Origin of the sequence: Coprococcus sp. AF51-11b1 (assembly GCF_027682785.1) — a bacterium.
Classification (GTDB): Bacteria; Bacillota; Clostridia; order Lachnospirales; family Lachnospiraceae; genus Allocoprococcus; species Allocoprococcus comes.
The window spans coordinates 55,319-81,485 of the sequence record NZ_JAQCZB010000004.1; the positions used below are offsets into that span (position 1 = coordinate 55,319).

The 26,167-nt window shown below is 42.1% G+C and carries 35 protein-coding genes and 1 tRNA gene; 5 read left to right on the plus strand and 31 right to left on the minus strand.

Annotated features, from left to right (window positions below; genetic code table 11):
* Positions 1-25 precede the first annotated feature (25 nt).
* The 22 genes from PGY05_RS05630 to PGY05_RS05735 form a co-directional block, all read right to left on the minus strand.
* Positions 26-490: a hypothetical protein gene (locus tag PGY05_RS05630; RefSeq protein WP_118046771.1), complete on the minus strand. Its 465-nt coding sequence runs from the start codon at positions 488-490 to the stop codon at positions 26-28.
* A 166-nt stretch (positions 491-656) separates the two neighbouring features.
* Positions 657-1,025, minus strand: a complete 369-nt coding sequence (locus PGY05_RS05635; RefSeq protein ID WP_118315639.1) for a hypothetical protein — start codon at positions 1,023-1,025, stop codon at positions 657-659.
* Positions 1,022-1,300, minus strand: a complete 279-nt coding sequence (locus PGY05_RS05640; RefSeq protein ID WP_270475484.1) for a hypothetical protein — start codon at positions 1,298-1,300, stop codon at positions 1,022-1,024. Before PGY05_RS05640 ends, PGY05_RS05635 begins: the two co-directional genes overlap by 4 nt.
* 196 nt (positions 1,301-1,496) lie before the next feature.
* A complete protein-coding gene (locus tag PGY05_RS05645; protein ID WP_270475485.1) occupies positions 1,497-2,738 on the minus strand; it encodes a ParB/RepB/Spo0J family partition protein in 1,242 nt (413 codons plus the stop codon).
* A 15-nt stretch (positions 2,739-2,753) separates the two neighbouring features.
* Complete coding sequence (locus PGY05_RS05650; protein ID WP_270475486.1) at positions 2,754-3,035, minus strand: hypothetical protein; 282 nt, start codon at positions 3,033-3,035, stop codon at positions 2,754-2,756.
* Positions 3,036-3,084: 49 nt separating this feature from the next.
* The gene (locus PGY05_RS05655) at positions 3,085-3,468 is read right to left on the minus strand and encodes a hypothetical protein (protein WP_101874953.1); all 384 of its coding nucleotides are present in this window, start codon (positions 3,466-3,468) and stop codon (positions 3,085-3,087) included.
* Positions 3,469-3,473: 5 nt separating this feature from the next.
* Positions 3,474-4,238: a ParA family protein gene (locus PGY05_RS05660; RefSeq protein WP_101874952.1), complete on the minus strand. Its 765-nt coding sequence runs from the start codon at positions 4,236-4,238 to the stop codon at positions 3,474-3,476.
* 20 nt (positions 4,239-4,258) lie between these two features.
* A complete protein-coding gene (locus PGY05_RS05665; RefSeq protein WP_270475487.1) occupies positions 4,259-4,681 on the minus strand; it encodes a DUF3850 domain-containing protein in 423 nt (140 codons plus the stop codon).
* 43 nt (positions 4,682-4,724) lie between these two features.
* Positions 4,725-5,270: a VRR-NUC domain-containing protein gene (locus tag PGY05_RS05670; RefSeq protein WP_270475488.1), complete on the minus strand. Its 546-nt coding sequence runs from the start codon at positions 5,268-5,270 to the stop codon at positions 4,725-4,727.
* Positions 5,267-5,587 (minus strand): hypothetical protein, encoded by a 321-nt coding sequence (locus PGY05_RS05675; protein WP_270475490.1) that lies wholly within the window; start codon positions 5,585-5,587, stop codon positions 5,267-5,269. The genes PGY05_RS05670 and PGY05_RS05675 overlap by 4 nt, the downstream gene beginning before the upstream one ends.
* Positions 5,523-5,834 carry a hypothetical protein gene (locus PGY05_RS05680; protein ID WP_144368993.1) on the minus strand — a complete coding sequence of 104 codons (312 nt, stop codon included), beginning with the start codon at positions 5,832-5,834 and terminating at the stop codon, positions 5,523-5,525. Before PGY05_RS05680 ends, PGY05_RS05675 begins: the two co-directional genes overlap by 65 nt.
* On the minus strand, positions 5,819-6,610 hold the full coding sequence (locus PGY05_RS05685) for a rolling circle replication-associated protein (protein WP_270475491.1): 792 nt from the start codon (positions 6,608-6,610) through the stop codon (positions 5,819-5,821). Before PGY05_RS05685 ends, PGY05_RS05680 begins: the two co-directional genes overlap by 16 nt.
* 218 nt (positions 6,611-6,828) lie before the next feature.
* Positions 6,829-7,554 (minus strand): single-stranded DNA-binding protein, encoded by a 726-nt coding sequence (locus PGY05_RS05690; RefSeq protein WP_195487942.1) that lies wholly within the window; start codon positions 7,552-7,554, stop codon positions 6,829-6,831.
* Entirely contained in the window at positions 7,547-7,993 is a 447-nt protein-coding gene (locus PGY05_RS05695; protein ID WP_270475492.1) for a hypothetical protein, read from the minus strand. Before PGY05_RS05695 ends, PGY05_RS05690 begins: the two co-directional genes overlap by 8 nt.
* 7 nt (positions 7,994-8,000) lie before the next feature.
* Complete coding sequence (locus tag PGY05_RS05700) at positions 8,001-8,297, minus strand: hypothetical protein (protein WP_225084376.1); 297 nt, start codon at positions 8,295-8,297, stop codon at positions 8,001-8,003.
* Positions 8,294-8,461 carry a hypothetical protein gene (locus tag PGY05_RS05705; protein WP_270475493.1) on the minus strand — a complete coding sequence of 56 codons (168 nt, stop codon included), beginning with the start codon at positions 8,459-8,461 and terminating at the stop codon, positions 8,294-8,296. Before PGY05_RS05705 ends, PGY05_RS05700 begins: the two co-directional genes overlap by 4 nt.
* Positions 8,436-8,711, minus strand: a complete 276-nt coding sequence (locus PGY05_RS05710; RefSeq protein ID WP_270475494.1) for a hypothetical protein — start codon at positions 8,709-8,711, stop codon at positions 8,436-8,438. Before PGY05_RS05710 ends, PGY05_RS05705 begins: the two co-directional genes overlap by 26 nt.
* A gap of 412 nt (positions 8,712-9,123) precedes the next feature.
* On the minus strand, positions 9,124-9,885 hold the full coding sequence (locus tag PGY05_RS05715) for a DNA cytosine methyltransferase (RefSeq protein ID WP_330672984.1): 762 nt from the start codon (positions 9,883-9,885) through the stop codon (positions 9,124-9,126).
* Complete coding sequence (locus PGY05_RS05720) at positions 9,825-10,031, minus strand: hypothetical protein (protein ID WP_270475495.1); 207 nt, start codon at positions 10,029-10,031, stop codon at positions 9,825-9,827. The genes PGY05_RS05715 and PGY05_RS05720 overlap by 61 nt, the downstream gene beginning before the upstream one ends.
* A gap of 352 nt (positions 10,032-10,383) precedes the next feature.
* Positions 10,384-10,457 (minus strand) — tRNA-Ile (locus PGY05_RS05725).
* A 30-nt stretch (positions 10,458-10,487) separates the two neighbouring features.
* A complete protein-coding gene (locus PGY05_RS05730) occupies positions 10,488-10,766 on the minus strand; it encodes a DUF6874 family protein (protein WP_270475496.1) in 279 nt (92 codons plus the stop codon).
* Positions 10,767-10,770: 4 nt separating this feature from the next.
* Complete coding sequence (locus PGY05_RS05735; RefSeq protein ID WP_118575651.1) at positions 10,771-10,992, minus strand: hypothetical protein; 222 nt, start codon at positions 10,990-10,992, stop codon at positions 10,771-10,773.
* Between the two features lie 84 nt (positions 10,993-11,076).
* Between PGY05_RS05735 and PGY05_RS05740 the strand changes: the two genes are divergently transcribed.
* The gene (locus tag PGY05_RS05740) at positions 11,077-11,226 is read left to right on the plus strand and encodes a hypothetical protein (RefSeq protein ID WP_270475497.1); all 150 of its coding nucleotides are present in this window, start codon (positions 11,077-11,079) and stop codon (positions 11,224-11,226) included.
* A gap of 276 nt (positions 11,227-11,502) precedes the next feature.
* Positions 11,503-11,856, plus strand: coding sequence for a helix-turn-helix domain-containing protein (locus tag PGY05_RS05745; protein WP_118575649.1), 354 nt, complete (start codon positions 11,503-11,505; stop codon positions 11,854-11,856).
* A gap of 249 nt (positions 11,857-12,105) precedes the next feature.
* Here PGY05_RS05745 and PGY05_RS05750 read toward each other — a convergent pair whose 3' ends face one another.
* Positions 12,106-12,306: a helix-turn-helix domain-containing protein gene (locus tag PGY05_RS05750; RefSeq protein ID WP_054338080.1), complete on the minus strand. Its 201-nt coding sequence runs from the start codon at positions 12,304-12,306 to the stop codon at positions 12,106-12,108.
* 256 nt (positions 12,307-12,562) lie between these two features.
* Between PGY05_RS05750 and PGY05_RS05755 the strand changes: the two genes are divergently transcribed.
* A complete protein-coding gene (locus tag PGY05_RS05755) occupies positions 12,563-13,615 on the plus strand; it encodes a tyrosine-type recombinase/integrase (protein WP_270475498.1) in 1,053 nt (350 codons plus the stop codon).
* Between the two features lie 143 nt (positions 13,616-13,758).
* On the opposite strand, the gene rpsI is transcribed toward PGY05_RS05755, so the two are convergent.
* The 5 genes from rpsI to PGY05_RS05780 all read right to left on the minus strand — a co-directional run bounded on the left by rpsI (position 13,759) and on the right by PGY05_RS05780 (position 19,564).
* Positions 13,759-14,151, minus strand: coding sequence for a 30S ribosomal protein S9 (gene rpsI, locus PGY05_RS05760; protein ID WP_008373223.1), 393 nt, complete (start codon positions 14,149-14,151; stop codon positions 13,759-13,761).
* A 27-nt stretch (positions 14,152-14,178) separates the two neighbouring features.
* Positions 14,179-14,607: a 50S ribosomal protein L13 gene (gene rplM / locus PGY05_RS05765; RefSeq protein WP_022220779.1), complete on the minus strand. Its 429-nt coding sequence runs from the start codon at positions 14,605-14,607 to the stop codon at positions 14,179-14,181.
* 185 nt (positions 14,608-14,792) lie between these two features.
* Positions 14,793-17,336, minus strand: a complete 2,544-nt coding sequence (locus PGY05_RS05770) for an HD domain-containing phosphohydrolase (RefSeq protein ID WP_270475499.1) — start codon at positions 17,334-17,336, stop codon at positions 14,793-14,795.
* Positions 17,337-17,345: 9 nt separating this feature from the next.
* Positions 17,346-18,962: a GH3 family domain-containing protein gene (locus tag PGY05_RS05775; protein ID WP_173692567.1), complete on the minus strand. Its 1,617-nt coding sequence runs from the start codon at positions 18,960-18,962 to the stop codon at positions 17,346-17,348.
* 17 nt (positions 18,963-18,979) lie between these two features.
* Positions 18,980-19,564: a hypothetical protein gene (locus PGY05_RS05780; protein ID WP_243257129.1), complete on the minus strand. Its 585-nt coding sequence runs from the start codon at positions 19,562-19,564 to the stop codon at positions 18,980-18,982.
* A 241-nt stretch (positions 19,565-19,805) separates the two neighbouring features.
* Between PGY05_RS05780 and PGY05_RS05785 the strand changes: the two genes are divergently transcribed.
* Positions 19,806-21,110, plus strand: a complete 1,305-nt coding sequence (locus PGY05_RS05785) for an alpha-amylase family glycosyl hydrolase (RefSeq protein WP_008373212.1) — start codon at positions 19,806-19,808, stop codon at positions 21,108-21,110.
* Between the two features lie 165 nt (positions 21,111-21,275).
* Here PGY05_RS05785 and PGY05_RS05790 read toward each other — a convergent pair whose 3' ends face one another.
* Positions 21,276-22,322 carry an AraC family transcriptional regulator gene (locus tag PGY05_RS05790; protein ID WP_055156085.1) on the minus strand — a complete coding sequence of 349 codons (1,047 nt, stop codon included), beginning with the start codon at positions 22,320-22,322 and terminating at the stop codon, positions 21,276-21,278.
* A gap of 240 nt (positions 22,323-22,562) precedes the next feature.
* Here PGY05_RS05790 and PGY05_RS05795 point away from each other — a divergent pair, with 240 nt between their 5' ends.
* Positions 22,563-24,950, plus strand: a complete 2,388-nt coding sequence (locus PGY05_RS05795) for a glycoside hydrolase family 2 TIM barrel-domain containing protein (RefSeq protein ID WP_195548673.1) — start codon at positions 22,563-22,565, stop codon at positions 24,948-24,950.
* Between the two features lie 91 nt (positions 24,951-25,041).
* Here PGY05_RS05795 and PGY05_RS05800 read toward each other — a convergent pair whose 3' ends face one another.
* A complete protein-coding gene (locus PGY05_RS05800; protein ID WP_055156083.1) occupies positions 25,042-25,644 on the minus strand; it encodes a Maf family protein in 603 nt (200 codons plus the stop codon).
* Between the two features lie 3 nt (positions 25,645-25,647).
* Complete coding sequence (locus PGY05_RS05805; RefSeq protein ID WP_270475500.1) at positions 25,648-26,157, minus strand: flavin reductase family protein; 510 nt, start codon at positions 26,155-26,157, stop codon at positions 25,648-25,650.
* Positions 26,158-26,167: the final 10 nt, after the last annotated feature.

Here is a 26,167-nt window from a genome sequence, read left to right on the forward strand (position 1 = left end):
ACTTTTAAAAAGAAATAAAAAGTTTTTATATCCCCCCGCTGTCTCCGAACTCGCGCCGGAAGCGCTGTAGCATATCGTAAAGCGTTCGCTGCATCTTCTTTTTTGCCATGTATCCGCGGTCATATTCTTTATGTATGCGCCTGTGGTTTGCTTCGCTCAGCCCTATTACATTGTCTCTATCAAGTCGTCTATGCCATGCTTCCGTAACCTCTTCTATGTGGTGGTACTGCTCCGCTGTTATCACTATTCCCGTTGTGTAGTATTCAAATATATCTACGCCAAGTTGCGCCGCTTCCTGGTTGGCTCTGAACCCTTCCCAGGCTTTGCTATTATAGAACTGCTGCCGCCGGGCTTCCTCTTCGTTCTCCATACGCTTACGCTTGTATTCTCTGTACTTCTCTCTGTCTGTGTTCTTGTGCCTGTCACAATACTTAACCCCAGCTTCTACTACCTTGTGGCAGCCCGGGTAACTGCATAACTTCTTAAGCATCTATCTTTCTTCTTTCATAGTGCCGCCCTGGATTTCATGCGGCACTTGGGAGGTTTAGACAAACAAAAAAGAAGAACCAGGCAAAGGGTGCTTTCCTTTACCTAATTCTTCTTGCGTTTGTATCTATAGATTATCATAAAGTTTCTTTAGTTTCAATTCTTTTTTGTTATGTTTTCTCTATAGTTTGCTGAGTTTTTCCACGCTTTTTCCTGGTCGTTGGCAGTCCATGTATACGCTTCCAGTTATTGTTCTTGTCCTGGTTCTCACGTAACAACTGCTGCCGCCTTCGGCTTCGTATGATCTGCTTTTGTCTGTCTCGTATTTCCCGCTGTCTTAATTCCTTCTTTGCTTTCTTGTTTCCGAAGCTCGCCCGTATTATCAATAACATTTCCTGTAGGCTCATCATTATTACATTGCCTATCTTCGCTATACGCTCTCCTGTAGCTGCTGCATATATGTAACCGTTCCGTACTTCCGTCACGCTGTTAAGTGTGCTTCGTAGTGTCTTCCCGTTCTTTCTACCGTATACTATCATTTCTTCTTTTCTCCTACTACTTCCAGGTTAATAGGTTCTATCATATCGTCCAGCATAGCATAGTAAGGCTTCTTATTCCCTGGTGCTGCTTTCAGATTCACATAACGGAAGTGTATAAAATAGGCGTACATATCGTCCATGTTCGGCAGCTTCCGTATTTCCTTTACTGTACCTATCTTCCCCAGGATATGCTTAATATGTTTCTGCCTTACGCCTACTTCCTTAAGCCTGGCTTCGCTGCATATCACTTTTACTCTTTGTCCTTTAGTAATCATAGTCCTCTTCCTCTCCATCTTCCGGCTCGCAATATTCACACATAAAACAAGTTTTACATTCACATTCCGTTACAAGTGTTGTTGTGCTTTTATACCTTTCGCACCACATTGTTATTTCCTTTCCGTGTCAGATTCTGACACCTTTTATTTTTCTTCTTTGCCTAAGTATTCCTCTATATCCATTTGTCCCGGTAAGTCAGCTTCCTTTTTTTTCTTCGGGTCTTACTTTTATTCCCAAGATACACCAGCCTTCTTCTAAGCCGCTGCAATCTTCCAGCATATAGATAATATCCGCTTTTATCTCTCTTCCTGTATTGCGTCCGTCTTTGAACTCCATAAGCTCTAATACGTCGCCTTCCTTGTATCCCCGGTCATTCTTCCGAAGTTCAAAGCTTTTCTTGCCGCTTGCCACATCATCAAAGCACATAGCCGCAAGCCGTATAATGTGTGTCTTTGGTTCTGCTGCCGCCGCTTCGCTCGGTAGTGTCTCCATTTTCTTATCATCGGACTGCTGCCGTAGCTTCGCTTTTGTATCCCGGTCTATTGCTGTTTGTTCTTCCTCGTACTTTTGTTCTTCTGTCTTCTCCGCTTCTGCCTTATTCGTGTACTTATCGCACTTTTTACAAGTCCCCGTTTTTACGTTGCACTCACTGTAATATAAGCAAGAATAGCATAGGCTCGTAATGCTTTCCGGGTGTGCTGGCTCGTAATCGTCGCTCGGCTTCTTTTCTGCTTCCTTCTTCTCTTTTTCTTCCTTTACCATTTCCCGGACATCTTTGCTTAACAGCTCCCCGTTTTCAATAACTTCATGCTGTTTTGCTTCCGGCAGCCTGGACGTTTCATAAGCCGTAGAAAAGTTTATTTTTCCGTCCTTAAATGCTTCCTTACCTTCTTCGCACAAATTGTTATTGATACTGTTGATCTGATTTATCTTACCCGTAGACTTCCCGGTAACATTTGCTATATAGTCTCTCATTTTCCCCTCTATAGTCAGTTCCCCGGATTCCCTGGCTTTTACCAGGTACTTTGTAAACTCAGCTACGCCGTTCGTTAATTCCCAGTCGCTAAGCTGTCGGTTAAAGATATTTGCACTATGCAGTGTCAGCATAAACAGGCTTTCGCTCATTTCTTTTATTTTGCAGTCCACAAGCTTAAATTCGTCGTGTCCGCGCTCGATATTAAGGACTGCTGCCGCTGTACGTCTATGTCCTACTATTATTCTGTCTTGCCCATCTACACGCCCTACTATGATTTCCTGTAGCTGTCCGACTAAAAGCATATTGTCCGCCAGTTCTTCTATATTGTCCTGGCTATACTTGTTATGCTCTGACGGAATCAGTGTACGCGGGTCTAAGCGTACCTTTCTGTAGTCCTTTGCAAAAATAATATTTTTCTTGCTGTTGGCGTTAAGTCTGTCGCCTATGCCAATCTTTCCCATTGCTGTATCTCCTTTCTACTGTTCCCCTATTTTTTCTCCTGGGCTTAACCGTCTTATCCCTTTTCTTTCGTCTTCGCTTCCTTCTTTGTATCCGACTTCGTACCCAGTTTCGTATCCGTCAACAAAGCCACCCGCTTTTATTCCGCCTTCATGCCCTTCCCGGTATCCATCAGTCTTACCAGCTCTGTACCCTTCGGTAAAACCGCCCGCTTTTGTTCCGTCTATATATCCTTTCGTATATCCGTCAGCCTTCCCGGTTTCGTATCCGTCTATAAAGCCGATGCTATACTTTGCCAACAAAACCCTTCTTAATGTTTCCTTGAACTCTTCAAGCATCTTTACACTCCTACTTTTCTCCAACACCTATAAACTTTCTGACATTCTGCAAAAATGTTGCGCTTTCCTGTAATGTATCCCCGATACACTCTTTAAGGTTCATTTCTTCCAACACAAGTTCTAATTGCTTAAGCTGTAAAATTTCTTCCTTAATCGCGTTCTTAAGTCCACTTATGAAAATTTCTTTTGCTACCGTGTGTACTTCGTCATTAAAATTAAATTCTGACTTATTCCCGTAGATATGATCTATGTATTTTATTTTTCCACCTTCTACAATAAGATACGGGTTGTTATTCTCTCTTCTGCCGTCTTCGCCTTCCGTTTTACTTTTCAGTCTTACCGCATAAATCATTTTTTCATTTCGTATAACTATTGTTTCTTCAACTTTTTTCATTTTCCTTATCCTCTTTTCCCCATATACTCTAATACCAGGTTCTTATAATCTCTTGTCGCTGCGCTTCTCGGTGTTGTCTCTAACAGGCTTTGCCCGTTCTCATACGTCCACGCTGTTACTTTCTTGCTATGTCTGATATGCGTATTAAATACGTCGTATTTGCTATTTCTTAAAGCTTCCTCGCCTTTGATTACATCAATATCCTTTGTGTACATCGTTACCAGGCAGCGCACGCTTTCCAGCTTTTCGTTATACGGTCTGATTTCCTGTATAATGTCGTCTAACTCTTCCATACCGTCTAAAGCGTTCTTATCTGCCTTAATCGGTATAATAATGTCTTCTGCTGCTGCCAGGGCGTTCAGTACCTCTATTCCTACTCCTGGGTGGCAATCAATAATACAATAATCGTAATCTTCTTCCACCTGGTTAAGTACGTGTCTGATTCTTCCCATCTGATCGCCGTCTTTATCTGTTATAAGGTCGTCTGCTGCCGCTACCAGGTTCATATTAGACGGGATAATATCCAGCCCCCAACGTCCGCTCGGTACAATTACATCTTGCGCGAATAAAATCGGATTTCTAAGCACTTCTTCCATGCTCAGCGCGTCATAACTGTGTTTTTCAAAGAACTTTGTGACTGCTGCTTGGAAATCATTATCAATCAATAATACTTTCTTCCCGTGTACCTGGCTCATAATCAAAGCCATGTTGATAGCTGTTGTACTCTTCCCTACGCCACCTTTTAAATTTACTACTGCTGCTGTTCTCATTTGTTCTACCTCACTTTCTTTTATTTCACTTTCCACGCTGCTAAGCCCATATTTTCGACCATTAAGACACAATAGCCGTCTAATAAACCTTCTGTTCCTCTTTCTGCGCTGTATACCTGTACTGTAAGTTTCTTCCCTGTAAACTTTCCGTTATCTTCTTCCAGTAATATTAAAACATCGTCCGGCTCATATCCTCTGTCTTTCAATATCATGTATGTAGAGTAAGACGCTTCCAGCTCTATAGCTGTGTCCTTATCGCATTTCTCATAATATTTCTTGCCTATCTTTCTTTCGTCCGGCTCAATATGTAGTTTTCCTTTTAACCATTCAATCGCGTTCATTTGCCTAAACTTCCCTTTCTGCGGCGGCAGCAGAAAAGCCCCGCCGCTGGTGCTTCGTTGTCGTGTTACGTGTGTGATATACATTTCCTTGCTTTTTGCCATAACCATAAGCAGTTACAAGCGTTTTTCTCTTTTGTACTGTTCTTTATGTTGCCGGAAGTAGCCCCGGGCTTAATATGTCGTCTACCGTCCGCCCCTGGCAGCCTTTGTTATCGCATTTCCGGCAATCTGCACCGCAAAAGCCTATAAACCGTTTCTTGTTTACCCGTTCTGTAATCTTTGCTTTTTCCTTCGGGTATGTGTCGCTTACTATTTCCAGGTCGTCTATAGTTCCTTCCAGGTATGCAGTTATAAGCTCTATTGCCGCTTCGCTGCCGTAGACTACAACCGCCTTCCCGCCAATGCTGTTTATCATATCTACAAACTTAAGCTGATTATCCGTTGCTTTGTTGTTTCCTACTTTCAGCTCTACATACAGGTTGTTATACTTCCCGGAAGCATACGGTAAGCAGATATCGCTTACGCCTGGCTTCATGCCCTGGCGTTTCAATTCTGCCCCAGCTCTTGCACTTCGCTTCCCTTCATTCGCTGCATGGTACATAGCCTTAAGCTGTGGGTATTTGCCCTGCTGCCAGCGCGCCCAGTCAAATATAAGGCGCTGTGCCTGGTCTTCTGATTCTGTTATATTCATTCTCCTAAGTCGTCTCCTGTAATCGTCAATATTGTTACTCCGATGCTTGCCACTACCACAAGCCACCACATAAGCCCTACGGTTAATGCAGTCCCAACTTGCGCCCATACAAGCGCCGCCTTCTCTTTCCCGTGTGGCTTCTCCCGGTAGTAGCCCCGTTCCTCTTCCCGCATTTCTTCCCGCATCTCGTCAACGTCCAGCCATAACAGGGCGAAGCAGAACGCTACAATAGCCCCGGTAAGATAGATTGCTTTAAACATTTTCTTCCTTCCCTTCGTCCTTGTCTTTCTCTGCTGCCCGCTCCGGCACTTTTGCAATATATGTACCTACTGCCTTTTTGATCTCGTCCACCTTCTCAGCCGGGAACGTGCCTTTAATTACTTCTTCCTTAAGGATTTCGTCCATAGCCTGTCCCGCCAGTGCGATACCTTCTACTAAGCCCTGTTCGTAACCGTTGTTATAGCTCTTGTCGGTTACTCTCGTTAAATAGCCGTCCAGCTCCTTACGGCTCATTCTCTTAATTTTTCTTGCTAAGTCTCTGTCAATTCCTAAAGTTTGTCCCATTCTAGTTCTGTCTCCTTCCAGGTTTGGTTGATTTTTACAAATGTGTAGGTAAAGAACGTATAACCCGTCTTTTCGTGTATTCCTTCCTGTACGCTGTCGCCGTCCAGGTAATAGGACTGCTCCAACTTCTTCGGAAGCCTTGCGATACGGTTATACCAGCCTTTGTCTTTTACTGGCTCTTTCCTTAATACCTTCGGTTTCCTTAAGTTCCGTGAACTATTCCAGCGCTTTCCTTGCAGTGCGTCCGGGCTTCTTAACATTCCGTCGCTTTGCTTTATCAGATACGACGCTAATTTAGCGTACTGCCCTGTATCGTCTAGCGGGTTGTGGTGTGTCCTTCCTCTTCCCTTCCAACACCGTACTATAGCTTGCTGGCTTATCTCTTCGGGTGTATTTATGACTAAGTGATGATGCAGCGCCCCTTTCTTCCCGATCTCCATTACATGAATGTACTTGAACGGAATACCATGACGCTTATACAGCTTTCGCATTTCCCTTAAGAAGTCGTCTGCGTCTTCCCGCATCTGTACTCTTTCGGCTGGTCTTCTCTCCTTTCTGTAGTCTAATACCAGGTGTGTATCTCCTTCCTGGAAGTTCTCATTTATCAGCCTTCTCAACTTCTTCTCTGCTGCTCTCTTATTCACTTTAATCTGTTCTTCTTTGGTAAGTGCCTTCCTCTCCCCTCTCTTTATTCCCTTCTTCCCGTATCTGCTGCTATAGTATTTCATTACCTCTACAGTTCTACCCGCTTGTACTACCTCTATGATGTATGGCATATATCCTAACTCCTGTTCCTAAAGTTAATACTTTTATCAAGCCTTAAAACTGGTAAAACCCCTTGAATTCAAAGGCTTTCCAGTTGCTTTTTCGCCGGATATTTGCTATACTATCTTTGTGAGTTGAAGTACAGCTTTGTACGGCAAAGCCGCTAAGTTATTTCCCGATAACCTAGCGGCTTTTCTTTTTGTCTTTCTCTGTTTTCGGGTGTATGTGCTTACGCTTCTTTCTTTAACTCCGCTGGTGCTGCTACCTGGTATTCCTCAATACTCAGCTCGTAACACGTTCTAACCTCGGTTTCCCCGTGTTCCAGCTCTTTTGTATACTCCCGGCTCTGTAAACGTCCGCGTACTTCGATACAGTCCCCTACATTAAGGTTATCTGCTGCCCTTGCCGCTGTTCCGTTCCATGTGATCGCCGGGATATAATCGCTTACGTTGCTTTCGTCGTCTTCGCGCCAGCACGCTAAAATCATATCCGTAATACGGATACCGCGCGGCGTAGTCCGCATATCGCCCTTTTTACATACGAACCCGGTTAAAACTACCCCGTTCGTATCTCCTTCGTATTCCTGGTCTGTAATCTCCTGGGCGCGCACTGAAATATATAACTTGCTATGTTCTTTCTCTGCTGCCTGGTTCTTCTTGTCGTGTTCTTTCTCTTTGGTTCTGCTGCCGTCGGTGTCCTTCCGTTTGATATTTCTTGTACGGATTCTTCCAGTAACCAGCAGCTTACAGTCTAACAGGTCTTTTACCTGGTCGATTGCTGTTAAGCTCTCAAAAGCTGGCGTACCTTCTTCTACGATTACCTGGGTAATATCCTTAATGCCGCTTACCCTTTCTGTTGCCATGTTGAACCCGTAGTAAGCTACTCCGCGCTTATCTACGCTTACCTGGTGCGGATACTCTAACGGTTCTCCGTACAATGTTATATAGTTATTCATCGGTTTTACTCTCCTTCTCATTGCTTTTCGCTTCCCAGTACTTTCCTTCGCTTTCATAGTACAGTTTGTACATTCCTGGCGACCACTCGCCCGTCTCTATTGCACTTTCCATACTTACGCATAATCCCATATACTCTGTAGTCTCATACGGGTACGTGCCGGAAATATGTATACAGCCCTGGTATTCTCTCGTAACCCCGGTATCGTCTGTAACGGTAATCGTTCCCCAGGCGTTTTGTTCTGTCTGAATCTTCCCGGATTCCGGCGCTACTTCTGTTACTTTCGGCTGGTTCTCTTTGGCAACGATCGCGGTAAGCAGTACAATACAACATATTGCGATAGCTCCCGCTACGGTTTTACTACATTTAGTGTTTGCCCCGATGATTCCTAATAACATCAACGCAATCATTACACCTAAAAATATTTTCAGTCCTAACACTCGGTCTTTACCTTCCCCATTTACTACGGAATATAGCCAGGTTCTTTTTAAATTCTTCCTGGTTTTTCTTCTTCTGTACTACTTCCGGGTCGTCCGGGTTCTTTGGTTCGGTTCGGTGTCTTAAGTCCGGGCGTTCTGCTGCTGTAAGTACCAGGGTAGTACCGTAGATATCTACAAAATGCTTCTGCCCGCAAAAGCTACATTCGTGTTCGGTGTTGTCCTTAAGCCCTACCAGCACACGCCCGCACTGTAAACAGTGCTTATGTTTCTTATTTTTCAAGCTTCCAACTCTTTTAAGTGTCATTTCTTCGGTTTTCCTTTCTCTTCCGGCGTTTCCTTCGCCGCCAGGAACATTTTAGTAGCAATATAAACGGCTTTCTGCATCGAAGCATCAAGCTGTCCTACAAGTTCCAGCGCTTCGTCTGCTCTTGCCTTCTGTTTATCAATGCTCATAACTGCCGCTGCCATATTTTCGCCCCTTTCTTTTTGCCCCGTATCCGAAGCCATGACCGAAAGTGTAGCCACCGTAGCCGCGTTCCTCTTCTTCGTCGCGCTGCCCGCTTACTTTCACGTTCTGCCCGGTATACGGAACACATGATAATACTGCGTCTCCTTCGTTCTTGCAGTTGCTTATCGCTGTACATTTGTTTCTTGCTGGTACTAACCTGGTTTCTACTCTCCCGCTTTCCTTCTCAATCTCAACAACCCATTTTTTCACTGCTTCGTTCTCCTTTTCTTTGTTGCTTTTTCGCGATTTTACCTATAAACAAGGGCTTTACGACTGCTGCCACAGTCTTTTATCTTTGGTTCGTGCTTCTGATTCTTTTAATCTCTTCCGCTACGTTCTTAGAAGTCCGCTGCTGTAATAAGTTGTCACTGATCTGATATGTGTACTCGCTTGAACCAGGAAGCTTTATGGCTATTCCTATAGGAAGTTGCCCCATTTGCATAGCAACCCGGATAAATTGCGGCGAAACGCCCAATATTTCCGCTGCTTCCGCTGGTTTTATGTTGTTTTCCCTCAATCTATCCCGCCTTTCTATGTAATATCCGCCCTCTGCATTTTCCCAGGCTTGGGACTGGCTACCGTGGTAGGCTGCATTACGGTGGGCGGTGCTTCCGCCCATTATTTATAAGTCTTTTGCATAACTTAAAATATGCGCTATAACATCTACCGTCCAACCGTTTCCCAACGCTTCATATCTTCGAGTTTTTGGTACTCCTTCCGTATAGTTATCCGGCAATGTTTGTAATCTCTCAATTTCTACAGGGCAAGTTTTCTTATAAGTCTCTCCGCCTAAATAAACATTGAATTTTGTTTCCGTTCTGCATCTCGGAATTGTCGGCGCTTTCTTATTCAGAAAATACATTCTATCTTGTTGCGAATAGTGCCCCTTCCCACCCAGGTCGTACTTAATATAGTTTTCTGTTATTTTTAAAGTGTTTCGTATTCTATCATCAAAATGTTTGATTAAGCTTTCATCGTTGCATATAATGTCTTTTGTTAATATGCCTTTATCTTCCGGCTGTTGTACGCCTGGTATATTAGTCCAGTACAACCGCTTTCTTCTTTGTGCTGATACTAAAGCGCTATCAATCATTATCGGCTCAACGCCCAGCTTTTCGCTTATAGCGTCCTGTATTTCTTGTGCTATTCCGTAGTTATTTTCATATAAAAAATATTTCGGTTGTGCTATTTTCTTTGCTTCTAAATATCTCTCAAACAGTTTCCACCCCATACCTTCTGTTTCGGTTTCTCTCTTTTGTTTTGCAGTCTTGCTACATTTTGCTTTACTCCAAAACGTACACGGGCTGCCACCTAATAAGAAATCTATTTCCTGTACTGCAAATTGTGCAAAATCTGTATTGAATACGTCCCCCAGTTGTATAATCTCCGGGTAATTTTTTTGCTAATTGTAATTGCGCTCGGTTCTATTTCGTATGCGTAATATCTTTCTACCTTATATCCGGCTCTTTCAAGTGCTACCATTCCGCAACTTATACCGTCAAATAAGCTTAATACTTTAACTTTCTCCATTGTGTCCGCGTCCGAACACGACTAGCCGCTTCTCCTTTAAAGGTTGTTCTTTTCCTTTCTTTTTTTCTGCCTTCTGTATTTCCCCAGGCTTAGGACTGGCTACCATAGTAGGCTACATTACAGTTTCCTACTGGGTGGCGCGCGTACATGATACCTTTTCATATTTTGTATTTCTCCTGTTCCGGCTTAATTTACTGTGTAGTCGCTTTTTCTCATTAAAAAAGCAGTAGAAAAACCTGTTATACGTCTGCACACTCTCTAGCTGGTGTACCCGCTGCTATTTTTATCACAGTATCCAGCTTAAGCTCTTTGCTTGCTGTCGCTACTGCAAGGTAGCCAACCTTGCTACTAATGCGCCGTGTGGGGCTCGAACCCACGCCCGCCCGGTTATGAGCCGGGTGCTCTGACCAACTGAGCTAACGGCACTTACTGGGCGACTACTGCCGCCCTAGTGTTTTATGCGTCTCTTCCCGCGAATCTCGGTACAAAGTACCCGAAGTCCGTCGCCGGGTATTGGTTTCTTACAATATTTCGCTGTATTCCGGCGAAGTCATGTTTAAAGTTTTCTTCGTCAGCGTTTAAGAAGTCGTCCAGTCTTAAATTAAACTTTTGGTCGGCGCTGTCTATATCCATAATTGCATTTAACGGGTTTCCTTCCATAATTCCAAATGCATTAGCTCTTATGCAAATCGCAATGTAGTGATAAACTTTATCTTCTCCTTCTTCCCACGTCATTTTTTTATTGTCCCTTCTTCTTTTCTGCTAAAAGTGTAGTAAAGTGTCTATCCAGTTCCCCGCTTGTCAGCCCTGTAGTTTCTGCCAATCTGTTTACAAAGTCGCAATAATCTTTATGAGCTTCCTTAAAGCCTTCCTTTGCCGACAGTGCTTTCTCGATGTTTCCCAGCTTTTCTAAGCCTTTGGCTTCTACTTTTTTCCAAATTTTAAATTGTTCTTCGCTCAACTCTCTACCGTCCTTCCTTCGTTCGTGTTATAATAGCTCTGAGTAGTTTTGCTACTCGGCTCTTTGTGAAAGGGGGTGTACCGTATGAAGGACACTAAACCTGTCACTAAAGAAGCGTTGATTGCTGTAATCGCTTCTGCATTGGCTGAATTTCGTCCCGAATCTGATGATAGTTCTTATGAACCTATCGTTAAATTCGCTACCGAACTTCAAACACAATTAGAAAAATTGTAGCAATCAAACAGGTACATAAGAAAACCTGTTAGGAACTTCCGAAAGTTTAAGAAGTTCCTGGAAGCCGTTGTATTAGGGGTACAGCGGCTTTCTTTTTGTTGTGCCCTTCATGGATACAAACCCAATCACTAAAGAAGTTTTATAGTCTTTATTGACTATGACGTAATTATATACGTCTATGACTTCTTTGTCAATACTTTCTTTTTTGTTTTTCTTGACTATGACGTATTTTTATTGTATTCTTTAGTTACCTAATACAGAAAGGGGGAATTTAAGTTGGATAAGCGTATCAAAGAATTAAGAAAAGCTTTGAACCTTACGCAAAATGAGTTAGGTTCTCGTATAGGAATGACTCCAAACACAATAACCAACTATGAGACTGGGCGGCGTGTCCCTTCAAACCAGGTTATTTTTTCAATATGCCGGGAATTTAACGTAAACGAAGACTGGCTTAGAACCGGGAATGGCGATATGTTTAATCCCATATCGGAAGACGAAGAACTTGACTTATATGTAGGTCGTATCTCCGGCGGCGCTGATGAATTTAAGAAGAACCTAATTAAAACTCTTTGTAAATTGTCAGAAGACGAATGGGATGTACTTAAGAAAATCATTTCAGAAATGAAATAAGGGATAGACGCTATTAACGTCTACCCCTTCAAGCCCAGGATATAAAAGTATATCTTTCTTAATAGTTTTTCTTCCTGGATAGTGTCTATAAGGTTGTGTAGCTTCTCACGCATTATAGTTAAGCCCCCCTTCCTTTTGACAATATCCATTATATTCCTATTTTTTTCGCTCGTCCCGGATTTGAAAAACATTTCCAGGATTGTGGAAATATTTACAAGAATACCAGGTAAAAAGCTGTGTTATGATATACTACTTATATTCGGAATCGTACAGATCGCTTATACGGCAGCCTAAGCCTTTGGCTATTTTTTCCAGGTTTGCCAGTGTTGGCGAAGTTTTACCATTTTCAATATTGTTTAGTGTGGACTTGCTTACACCAGTCATTACGGCTACAGCTTCCAGCTTTAAGCCTTTGGCTGTACGCACTTCCCACAAATTCACTTTTAACATTATCCTACCTTCCTTTCAGCGTGATAGGATAATGTTATTATCGGCATCTAACTGCCGGAATCATTAAATTGAATACAGTATTAACTAAACCTTTGCAAATTAAAAAAGCCGTCCCGGGCTGCCACCCGAAACGGCTACGCGATACCTATAAACAAGGGCTTATAGATAAATCAAAACGCAATATGATTATACCATAAGCCCATATTTTTAAAAAGGGCTTATTTTTTATACCCTTTTTTAAGGAAGGTGTGATTATATGAAATTGCCTAACGGCTTCGGAAGTGTTTACAAGCTCTCCGGCAACCGCCGTAACCCCTATGTAGCAAAGAAAACAAAAGGCTGGGATATCGACCCGAAAACAGGGAAGGTAAAGCAGCTATATATAACAGTCGGCTATTATCCTACCAGGAAAGAAGCACTTACCGCCCTGGCAGAATTTAACGCCAACCCTTACGATGTGAACGCCGCTAAAGTTACTTTTGCTGATGTATATGAGCGTTGGAGTGACGAACATTACCCGACAGTCAGCGAATCTAACGTAAAAGGTTATAAGGCTTCCTGGAAGCTCTGCGATAAAATCGCTTCAATGCGCTTCGTTGATGTTAAATTAGATCATCTTCAAATGGTTGTTGATGAATCCGGGAAGAATACCCCTACTCTTAAGAAATTAAAAATTATGCTGGGTCTTATGTACAAATACGCTGTAATACATGAAATAATACCGAAAGAAAGAAATATGGTCGAATATCTAAATATTAAAAATGCCGGAAACCCGAACGCGCTAAACCGTGAACCGTTCAGTAAGTCGGAAGTTTCCCGGATATGGGACGCTAAAGAAAGTAACCCGTATTATACAGTTATACTTATGCTGATCTATTCCGGCTGCCGCATAAGTGAACTATTAGACTTGAAAAAAGAAGATGTAAATTTAGAAGAACGTCATTTTAATATTGTCGCCGCTAAGACTGCTGCCGGAATCCGTACAGTACCGATAGCAGAAAAGGTTTACCCATTCTTTGAATATTGGTATAGCCTTAATTCCTGTGAGTACCTTTTAAGTACGCCAGAAGGCGCGCACTTCAAATATCGTAATTATTACGATTCTTACTGGAAGCCGCTACTTGATGCCGTCGGAATGTCGCACCGTCCGCATGATACCCGGCATACTTGCGTAAGCTTATTAACCGTAGCTGGTGTATCTGATAAGGTCATAAAAAAGATAATCGGACATAAAGGGCAAGGCGTAACTGAAATAGTATATACTCACTTTGAAATAGAGGAACTAATAGACGCAATCAACAAGATATAGTGTTAGTTACCTGTTAGTTACGTGTTAGTTACCGTAAAAAATTCGTGCTTTTTTGTGGTACTTTACAAATCTTCGGACATAAGAAAAACCCAGGAAATATAAGCATTTCCTGGGTTTGTATCTTTTTCGTTGTCTCTTTGTAATTATCGTTTAGAGAACTGTGGTGCTCTACGAGCTGCTTTGAGACCGTATTTCTTACGTTCTTTCATACGTGGGTCACGTGTAAGGTATCCGGCTTTCTTAAGTACCGGTCTGTAATCAGAATCTGCTTCAAGAAGTGCTCTTGCGATTCCGTGACGGATTGCTCCTGCCTGTCCTGTGTATCCACCACCACGTACGTTAACGAGAACGTCAAATTTATCAACTGTTTCAGTTGCAACTAATGGCTGACGAACTACAACTTTAAGAGTTTCAAGTCCTAAATATTCGTCGATATCTCTTTTATTGATTGTGATCTTACCTGTACCTGGTACAAGGTATACTCTTGCGATAGATTTTTTTCTTCTTCCTGTTCCGTAGAATTTAGCTGTTGCCACTTTTATTTCCTCCTTTCAAACCTCTGACTAAAATGTTAAAACTTCTGGTTTCTGTGCCTGATGAGCATGTTCTGCTCCAGCATATACGTGAAGTTTCTTGATCATTGTTCTTCCCAAAGGTCCTTTTGGAAGCATACCTTTAACAGCAAGTTCGATAACCTGTTCCGGTTTCTTTGCCATCATTTCTCTTAATGTAGTTTCTTTCATTCCTCCTACATAATCTGAGTGATGATAGTATACTTTCTGATCTAATTTCTTTCCTGTAACTTTGATCTTTTCAGCGTTGATAACAATTACGTTGTCACCTGTATCAATGTGCGGTGTAAATTCCGGTTTATTTTTTCCTCTTAAAACTTTAGCGACTTCTGCTGCAAGACGTCCAAGTGTCTGTCCTTCAGCGTCAACTACATACCATTTTCTTTCAATCTTATCTGGATTAGCCATGTAAGTTTTCATTGGTTGACCTCCTATGAATTTCAGTTTACTAATTATTTTCATTGTAGATTCTATAGAAAACAAGTTCACTCCGGGGCTTTGGTGCAAACTGTTTCTTCTCACGTCATACTTGTATATTATATTATACCAGCAGGCTTTTGTCAACTGTTTCTTGCTGATTTTCATCACTTTTTTGTAGGAATTTTCTACAGTATTTCTTTCAGATTGTCCACAGTTTCTTCTGCCTTCACCAGTGTAATACTGCCATTATCCAGGCATTCAACAAACTTATATACCAGGTCAGGATCAAACTGTCTGCCTGCATCCTGAAGAAGCTTCTCCCGTGCCACTTCAATAGAAAATGCTTTTTTATAACATCGTTTGGATGTCATGGCATCAAAAGAATCTGCCACGCACAAAATCCGCGCAGTCAGTGGAATATCTTCTCCTGCGATCCGGCGTGGATATCCTTTTCCATCATACCGCTCATGATGACCGATGACTGCCGGAATTACATAATCCAGCGATGGAAGGTGACGGATAATATCGATCGATGCCTCTACATGCCCTTTGATGATCTCATATTCTTCATCTGTCAGTTTTCCCTCTTTATTGAGTATATACTCCGGAATACCGATTTTACCGACATCATGCAGAAGTGCTGCCTGCCGGATAATCTCTATCATATCTTCGTTCATTCCAAGGGTCGTCGCCAGTGACGTTGCATAATAAGCTACGTTGTTGGAATGGCTGAACGTATAGTGATCCTTCGCATCAATTGCCGCCGTCAGCGCATAAATCGTAGACTCATACTCCTGATAAATATGGGTGTGATTCCTTGTATTGTTCCCCTCACTGTTGTTCCGGAACATCATATCAAAGACCTGGATCCCATTTTTTCCATTATGTTTCACATGATAAACTGCCAGATCTACATTTTCCATCAGCTCTTTCACGTTCCTTGCCGCATAAGGAGCCGCACTGATACCGGCACTCACAGTTACCGCTTTCAGCTTCATATCCGTTCTGCGGTTATTCATAACATAAATCTGTTTTGCAATAGATTCCACCATATTTCTGGCGGAAAAAAGATCATATCCCGGTAAAAGAACCGCAAATTCCTTTCCTCCATAGCGGGCCGTGTATCCACTTTCTCCGACACTGCTTCTGATAATATCTGCAATCCGCTGCAGACACAGATCTCCTTCTTTCACCCCATACAACTGATTATACAATTTAAAATCATCTACATTGATGATCGCAAGTGCCAGCGATGCCTCCCTGTTTTTCTCAAGCTCTTCATTCAGCACTTCATAGAAATATTTCCGGTTCAGTAATCCGGTCATCTCATCTGTTCTGGCTTCCTGGCGGGCTCTCTCGTACAATCTTGAATTCTTAATCGCAATCGATGCAACCGACGTAACAGATGAGATCAGCTGCACCTCATCATATACCAGCCGTTTTTTCACCGAAGCATCTGTGATCAGAATCACACCAACCAGGCATTCTCCATCTTTCAACCCTGCACAGTAACGGATATGCGTCTTATCCAGCCGGTGTTTTTCACTCTCCCACATCGACTTATACTCCACGGTATAACGGAAATCCCGGTAAATGATCGGCTCTTCATGTTCTTTCAGCCACTGGATCATCGGGTTTTCTTCTTCCATCGTAAATGTCAGATCATTCAGTGGCTGATCACTTGCCACTCCCCGATATGGCTGTCCCGGTGCATCCTGCATACAAATATAGATATTTCCAACATCCATCAGTTCTTTCATGACACTGATCGTTTTGTCCAGAATTTCATTTAAATCCAGCGTCTTCGAAATTGCAGAGCTGAACTCCCTGATTTTTTCTGTCTGATAATTTTCTTCCCTGACAAACACACTGCGTACCAGAAGCTTCCACAAAAAAGTAAACAGCGCATAAATCACCAGAAACACAATTGCAAAAACAAGGGCATAAAGCGTTGTATTCTTATCCATCTGTATATGGAAGATTTTCTGCAGATATGGAATTATATTTAAAAATACAATAACAGAAAACAAGAATCCTACACCGTAACACAGACTGGGCGATGCCAGCATCTGCAACCGGAACAGACGTCTGCGTATCAGTGCATAAAACAGAAAAAATACATTTACAACGCCACTTAAAATATCAATCGGAAATCCACTGAAGAATGGTATTCCAAGCAACATATTCCCTGCAAACAACACCAGAACCCCTGCCATGACCGGTTCATACTGTACTTTCATATTGGGATTCGCTTTGCAGATCCGCACAAGGATAAGGAAAAGATAAATCAAAAAAATCCCAGCCGGGAAAAAGAGTACTAATATAGTAGGTTTAATCTCATACACAAAAGTAGGAAGCCCATTCTTTTCCACCACATTCGGGCATCCCAGGAATACCCCATGCCGGATATTTACCACAAAACAGATCAGCATAACAGCCAGATATATTTTCCCTGGCAGACTTTTTTTCACTCCGCCAAATGCCAGAATAAAACAATAATATGCATACGGCAGCAGTAAAATTCCAAGCAGGGAAACCTGATACCAGAATTCATAACTTGGCCACAGATGGACACGCATAAATGCCGATCCTCCAGCCCAAAAAAGCAGTCCAACCAGCACTACCAGAAAGCTATTTACAATTTTATTTCGCTTCGCTGTCAGAAACATCAGCAGCATAAATCCATAGCACACCATTGCTATGATTGAAATATATCCATAGGTTCCCATAATTCCCTCTTATCTCACTTTGTTCAAACATTCCTGCACTTCCAGCAACGCCTTCAAATCATAATAAGAAGGATTCATCTGATGCAGTTTTTTCCCAGTCTTTTTTTCATAAGTTTCAAATGTTCCGCACGTAAAAATTGTAACCTGTAAAGGATCCATTCCCAGGATTTTCTTCAAGTCACGGTAATCCTGATCAATATATTTAAAATATGTACTCAGTAACTCTTTTAAAATATCGGCGCTCATGGCACTGTTCAGCAAGGATTCCCGTTCCAGTTCTACATACATATGCAGATATGGGCGGTTCTGTTCATTATATTCCTTTGCCGCAACCCAGTTTGTGATCGGGAGCTTTGACAGACGAATGACATTTCGGATCCCATTTTCTGAAATCCTTGTAAATCCTGCTATATCAATGATCCATGGTACCCGGTCCACATATTCAAAACGTGGGATCTGTGTTTCATCTTCCCTGTTTTCCAGTCCAACGCACCGATACATATCACCACAGCGATATCTCGCGAATGCACCGCCTTTCAAAATCGTAAATACGAGCTCATATTTTTCTCCCGGCTGGACTTCATCCATCAGATATGTCGGTGGAACATAAGACGGATCCTCATGATTTTTCAACATGTCCTTCTCTGTGATAAATTCATAAAATGCCGTATCCGGGAAGAAATACATTCCTTTTCTCGTCCAGGTCTCTGTCCCCATTATAGATGGTTCCGTACCGGCAAACAATTCCATCGGCCGGATTCCCCAGAGTTCTTCCAGATCATCTTTATAGCACTGATTGTCCGTACCTGCTACCATGAACCCTTTCAAATGGAATAAATCCTTTGGGAGTAATTGCCGGTTCTCCTTTTTGCAGCGGTATTTTGCCTGTATCATACGGAAGATCATATGCGGTCTGCATTTCAGAAGACTTGATAGTTGGATACCGCCGCCACCGGTCATCGAAGAAAGGCTCAGACTTACCGCATAAGCCACACTTCCAAGACCAAAGAAAAATCCCAGATCTTTTTTCATCGCCATTTTAAATCCCAGCTTGTTTCGTTCGCTGAAACTCATATTCACAGCATCTTTTACTGCCGGAAGGAACTCAATATCGATTTCTTCCCCGAGTGCCAGTGGAAAAAGTCCGGTAGCATACGGAAGCGGTGCCAGCGCATACAGAAATTTGTCCGTAGATGCAACATCAAAAGAACCCTTTTTCCTGCTGGTCGATAAAATCAGACATGCTGTCACATTATTCCGGTAGGTATCCAGCATACTTCTTGTATACGGTGCAACCTTAATCGGATGTTTCCCGCCTTCCCAGGTTGTCTGAATCCAGATCACCGGATTCCCCGGAAGCATATCAGGCTGCTTGGTCAGAAGAATGTCTGCATAATCTTCATACTCCGTCAGCGGTACCATTTTGCGGAATTCATCCAGATTTCGGGGATGTTTTCCTTTCAAAATCGACTGTCCAAGTCCACAGTTACTCCACAGCTGGATCTGTTCTTCCATCAGCCGCCGCTGGATTTTCATGTAACCGTCCATCGACAGATCCAGAAATCCACAGTACTGCTGCCATATTTCATTATACTGTTGTTTTTTTAATTTTTCTTTTAAATTCATAGACTGTCCGCTCCAGATCAATCATTTTTTCTGATAGTACGCAGGCACACCCGTATACTTTTTCTGTTCGGTATCAGAAACGGTGTACTTTGCTGATATTCTTTATAGTTAAAAAATGTCCGTGGGAATGTCCACAGATCCTGAAAAATAATATACAGATAATTCCAGAAAATCATAAGTAAAAAATAAATCCCATGTTTCCATCCACCGACCATTCCCCACATGCACAAATATGCTCCTGCAAACCATAAAACACCAGGATGGCGGCACAATCCATACATACCTTCCGTATAAGCCGCACGCAGTTTATTTTCTTCACAATAGGTTTCTTCAAAGGGAAGCGCAAAAAACAACGTATAAATGAGCAGACAAAGGAAAAGGAATCCTCCTAATCCAAATCCGGTCATTGTTCCGATCTTCCGCTGGCAACTCCCCCATGCTGCATAAAGCTCTGCAATCAGTGATACTACAACGAGAATACTCCCAGCTGCAAAAAATTTTTGTAATACTGCATTCTTCATCCGAACACTGTTGATATCATAAATAAAATACAGAATAAATCCTGTACTTCCTAGTATAAACTGCCACATTTTTCTCTCCATGATTTGTGCATTATTATGCACAAATACCTTTTCACGCACTCTAAATTATAATAAAAGCTACTATAAATTGCAACCAAAAAATGTCTTCCCTTTCCCCTTTTTTCAAAAACATTACCATATCATTACATTTTTTACAAATTCCACTTTTGCTTTAAATAGTATACCATCATTTGCTTCTATCTGATACAATAGATGTATGGGATTTTTATCCAAATTTTGACTAAAAGGCAGGTACTAGAATATGTGGGCTTATGAAGGAATTTTTTATCAGATCTATCCAATTGGATTCTGTGGCGCTCCGACCGCAAATGACGGCAAAACCGTATCCCGGATTTTAAAATTAAAGGACTGGAGCAGTTATCTGGAATCCTTAGGTATCTCTTCTATATTATTAAATCCAATTTTCGAATCAGACAATCATGGTTATGATACCAGGGATTATAAAAAAATCGACTGCCGTCTCGGAACCAATGAAGATTTCGCAGAAGTATGCAAAGATCTCCATGCACACAATGTAAAAATCGTTCTTGACGGTGTGTTTAATCACGTAGGACGCGGCTTCTGGGCATTTAAGGATGTACAGGAAAAGAAATGGGACTCTCCATACAAGGACTGGTTCTGCATCAATTTTGACGGTAATTCCTGCTACAATGACGGATTCTGGTATGAGGGATGGGAAGGACATTTTGAACTGGTCAAACTGAATCTTGCCAATTCTGCTGTTGTAGATTATCTCCTGGAATGTGTAAAAGGCTGGATCGATGAATTTGACATCGACGGTCTCCGGCTTGATGTTGCATACTGCCTGGACCGCAATTTCATGAAACGTCTGCGCAGTTTCTGCCAGGAATTAAAACCTGACTTTGCCCTGATCGGAGAGGTTCTCTTCGGGGACTACAATCAGATCGTCAATGACGAAATGCTGCACAGCTGCACCAACTATGAATGCTATAAAGGTATTTATTCCAGCTTCAACAGCATGAACATGTTTGAGATTGCGCACTCTCTGAATCGTCAGTACGGACCGGAACAGTGGTGCATTTACCGCGGAAAACATCTGATGTCTTTTGTTGACAACCACGATGTAACCCGAATTGCAAGTATCCTGACCAACAAGAACCACCTGCCGCTGACTTACGGACTTCTTCTTGGTATGCCGGGTGTTCCTTGTATTTATTATGGAAGTGAATGGGGTGAGGAAGGGGTAAAAGCACCAAATAATGACTACGCCCTTCGTCCATGCTTTGAAGAACCAAAGCCAAATGAACTGACCGAAGAGATCAAAAAAATGATCCACGTCAGAACCGGAAGCAATGCACTCTGCCACGGAAGCTACCGTAATGTTGTCCTGACCAACCATCAGCTCATCTTTGAGCGTCGGACCGATGATGAACGGATGCTGGTTGCGATCAATGCATCGGACGCACCGTTTACTGCGCACAATGGAGAACTCGGAGGCACAATGACCGACCTGCTCACCGGAAATGAAATCCAGATGAGCGGACAGCTTGAGATGCCGCCGTACAGTGTGCAGTATCTGAAATAATATCTCCGGACATTTTCCAAAGCAGACCTCTTTGGTTTGCCATGAGAATGATTGATATTGCTTAACAGCACAAATGCCAGTTCCGGCTTGCTGTCGGTTCTGGCATTTTTTCAAAGAATCTCTGTTCCAGTAAATACAGTAATTTCGTTTGAGATTTCCTGTCATTTAACGGAACTTCGATTTTCTATATTCCCTCGGAGTCATTCCATAATTTTTTCGAAAAAGCCTGTAAAATTGTGTCCGATTACTAAAGCCAAGGTCCTCCATGATTTCTGCAATCGTAAGATCCGAATCCAAAAGAAGTCCCTCCGCCTTTTCCATTGTAAATTTCGTGCTATATTCATACAGAGACAACCCGGTATATTTTTCAACCGTTTTATAAAGATAATCTCCTGAATAACTAAACTTTTCCTCCAAATCCTTTCTGCGCACCTGTCCATCCTTTTCCCGGATATAACTGGTTATCTGATCAAATAGTTCTCTCTCAGACGTATTTCCGAAAGCAACCGGCGTATTTGTGTAAAGCGCTCCGTCAAACAATGCAGATAACATTCCTATCATTGCTCCTGCAATCTGAAAATTTGATTTAGGCGTTCTCTTCTGCAATCCTACTGCAATTTTGTCAAAACAATCATGCACTACTTTTGTCTCTTTCATCGGAATAAAATCGATATAAGCCCGTTGTGATGCCTCTTCTTTATCCAATTCATGTAAAAAGAATTTCCTTACCATCTCATATTCCTTTGTGCGTTTCCCGGAAAAAACACTTGGAAATTGTAGTAAATTCAAAATATATTCTTGTGTAAATTCCAGAAAAATCACTCTGCAATACTCATCGAATTCCTCCAGATGGCGAATATTCATATTCATCAGACAGCAACTTCCTTTCGGATAAAGATGTCTGGTATTTTCAATGTTCTGATATAGCCTTCCATCTGCAACATACATCAACTCATAGAAATTATGTCTGTGCATACTTTTCCTTTCAAGAATTTTGTCCGATTCCTCCTTGTCCATACAAAGATATCCTAAATCCTTCGGTCCTATAAATGTAAGCACCTCTCTTCCTTCTTCTTTTTCCGGATAATAGGAATCTAAAATAAAAGAAAGACTATCTTCTGTAAAATGATTTTCTCCAAAACCTTTTTCATATGCCTTCATTTCTTTAATTAAATCCTGATACATCATAGGACGTGTAGATTGAAAATACATAATTTATTCCTCTTTCTGATAAAAACCAGTTTTATCTTTTTATAGTGATCATTCCTGTTCATCTCGAATAGCTCTTAACAATTGAATCTGATACACATAAGGTTCAATCCCATCATTTATGCCATTTATACTCTTTTTCATATCATTTATAATAATATCATATGATGTGGATGTCAAAATTTTTTACCACTCACTAATTAACCGAATTGTTCTATTCAATAGTAAAAGCGAGGAAAACTTATGCAAAAAACAGATTTCAACCGTGACTGGACCGTACAGAAAGACGGATCCAATGAAATACTTCATGTCAATCTTCCAGATGACGCCATGATCCGTGAAGAGCGCTCAAAAGAGAATAAAACCGCAAGTGCAAGTGCCTATTTTGCCGGTGGCAAATATATTTACACTAAAATTTTCGATCTTTCGGAAAATGAAACCAGACAAACTCTGATCTTAGAATTTGAGGCTGTCTATCAAAACGCAACCGTATTCTTAAACGGCAGACAGGTTGCCGAACATCCTTACGGATACACAAACTTTTTTGTTGACATCACCGGAAAAGTTATTGCCGGAACAAATGAACTGAAAGTCGTTGCAGACAACGCAGATGTCCCGAACAGCCGTTGGTACTCCGGATCCGGTATCTACCGCGAAGTGCACCTTTACCGTTCCGGAAGTTCTTATATCCGCCCGGAAGGGTTAAAAGTGCAGATTGTTGATCTTAATACAATCCACATTTTTACTGACGCGGTTATGCAGCCTGATGAAAAAATTGTACTGGAAATTTTCAATGACACTGGCAAAATCGTATCTTCCGAAGGCACAGATGTCACCATCACCATCCCAGATGCACACCTCTGGTCTGCCGAAGATCCTTATTTATATACCTGCAAGGCAACCCTTCTACAAAATGGAACTGCCATTGATACTGCCAGAACCTCTTTCGGAATCCGTACCCTTTCCTGGGGAAAAGATGGATTTCTTGTAAACAACAAGTCCGTCCTTTTCCGGGGTGCCTGCATCCATCATGATAATGGGGTACTCGGTGCCTGTGGCTTCCATGATGCTGAATGTCGGCGGGTACGCATTTTAAAAGAAGCCGGATTTAATGCCATCCGTTCTTCACACAATCCCATTTCAAAGGCAATGCTGGATGCATGCGATCAACTTGGTATGTACATTATTGACGAAGCTTTTGATATGTGGCTGATCAAGAAAAATCCTTACGATTACGCCGGTGAAACATTTTCCAAATGGTGGAAAGCTGATATTGCTGCCATGATTTCAAAAGACTATAACCATTCTTCTGTTGTGATGTACTCTGTTGGAAACGAGATTACAGAGCTTGGACTTGCAGACGGGCAGGAACAGGCCCGTATCATGACTGAATTCTGCCATACCAAAGATCATACAAGACCTGTCACAGCCGGGATCAATCTGATGCTTGCTACCATGGCCGGAAGTAAAAAAAGTATTTATGGCACGGACGAAGACGGTAAAGTCAAAGACAGTGGTTCCGGTGGACTGGATAACGCTCCGACCTCTGAATTTTTCAATATCATGATGAACAAAATGGGCGGACTCATCAATAAAGCAGCCAAAACAAAAAAAGCGACTGCCATTGCTGAAATTATGTCCGGCATTTTCGATATTCCCGGATATAATTATGCATCCAGCCGCTATAAAATTGATGCCAGAAATCATCCGGAACAGGCGACAACCGGCTCTGAAACTCTCCCGCAGACCCTTTACGATAACTGGCAGCTTGTCAAATCGATTCCTACCATGACCGGCGACTTTATGTGGACCGGATATGATTATCTTGGTGAATCAGGCATTGGCACCATTCAGTACAAAGACAAAAAGACGAAGCAAAATGCCGATCCGGGCCTTATTATTTCCGGTGGTGCCGGTATCATTGATATCTGTGGAAAAAAACGTCCGGAAGTTGGATGGAGCAAGATCATCTGGGGATTACAGAAAACTCCAACAATTGGTGTTGACCCTTATACCCGCACAGACTATTTCCAGTCTCTTTCTATGTGGCGTGTCACAGATGCGGTGGAAAGCTGGTCATGGGAAGGCTGCGAAGGGAAAAAAGCTTCTGTAACAATCTACTCAGATGCAGACAAAATAGAACTTCTTGTCAATGGAAAAAGCGCAGGTAAAAAGAAACCGAAAAAAGATATTGCAAAATTCAGGAAAATTCCATATGAAGCCGGCAAAATCGAAGCCATTGCTTACGACTCCTCCGGAAAAGAAACAGCCCGCACCACGCTTGTCTCAGCCACTGGAAAAACTTCGATAAAACTCACTCCTGAAACAACAAACCTCTGTGCAAATGGTCAGGATCTCTGCTTCCTTAATATCGATCTTATCGGTGAAAATGGAATCACAAAATCCTCTGTCGACCAGGAGCTGAAAATAGAAATCTCTGGTCCTGCAACACTTCAGGGATACGGTTCTGCAAGACCAAATGTTGAAGAAAGCTTCTGCAACGATACTTTCAAGACATTCTATGGCAAATCCTTAGCCGTAATCCGGGCCGGCTATGAACCAGGCACTGTCACTGTAAAAGTATCCGGAAAAGGATTAGACACCCAGGAACTCACACTAAATATCTGTTAAAACTCTACAGATTTCTAAATAAAACCAAAGGAGAACATCAGAACTCTTTTTCTGTTCTGACGTTCTCCCTTCTGGTCATTTATCCCATTTTCTAATAAATATATTTCTTCATTTCCTGATATACCCTTGCAAGAGGAAGTCCGACGATCGTATTATAATCACCTTCAATCCCACAGATATACACGCCAAATGCCCCTTGGATTCCATAGGCTCCTGCCTTGTCCATCGGCTCTCCTGTCGCAATATATTCCCTGATTTCTTCCTTGCTCATCGGATATACATGCACATCACTGCATTCATGAAATGTCTTCCGGATCTTTTTCCCATCCTTCTTTATCAGAAGCGTAACACCGGTGTAAACCTGATGTGCTTTTCCCTGAAGCATGGAAATCATCTGATATGCCTGCTCTTTATCCTTTGGCTTTCCGAGAATCGTTCCATCCGCTGCAACCACCGTATCTGAGCCGATCACCAGAAAATCTCCTGTATTTTTCGTTTCATACTGCTGATAGACATCTTCTGCTTTCTGTACAGAAAGTTCTTCCACAACCTGGCTTGGAACCTGGGATGTAATTACTTCCTCACAGTGTGACGGCATGACTACATGCTTTATATTTCCCTGTTCCAGCAGTTCTGTCCTGCGCGGTGATGCAGAGGCCAGAACTACAGTCAGCTTCTGTGTCCTACTACACATAGCCTAATCCTCTTTCACAAGAATCTTCTTAATTTCTCCCATATACATGTTATGCATATCTTTGTCAGCATACCATTTGTCAAGATTTGCTTTCTCAACAAAATTTTCTTCTCCCATGCGCTGTACATAAACCTTCTTGCATACAAAGATCATTTTTGCTTCTTCAAACGCAACTGTTCCATCTACATAATATGGTGTCAGACCGGCTTCTTTGATCTTATCTTCGTCCCTTCCGGAAACTCTTCCACAGAGATTTAACGCTTCTCTATGCTCTTCTCCAAAAAATGCCAGTGTAAAATAATCTTCTCTGTCCACAAATTCTTTGGTATAGCGGGAATCACGGATATAAGCTGTCGCAGTCGGCTTACCCCACATAATTCCAACACCACCCCAGCTTGCTGTCATGGTGTTACATTTTTCTTCATTTCCTGCTGTGATCAGCATCCACTGTTTTCCGATCAATTCAAATGGATTATCCTTTAATTCTTCTGCTTTTATTTCTGTAAAACTCATTTTTCTGTCC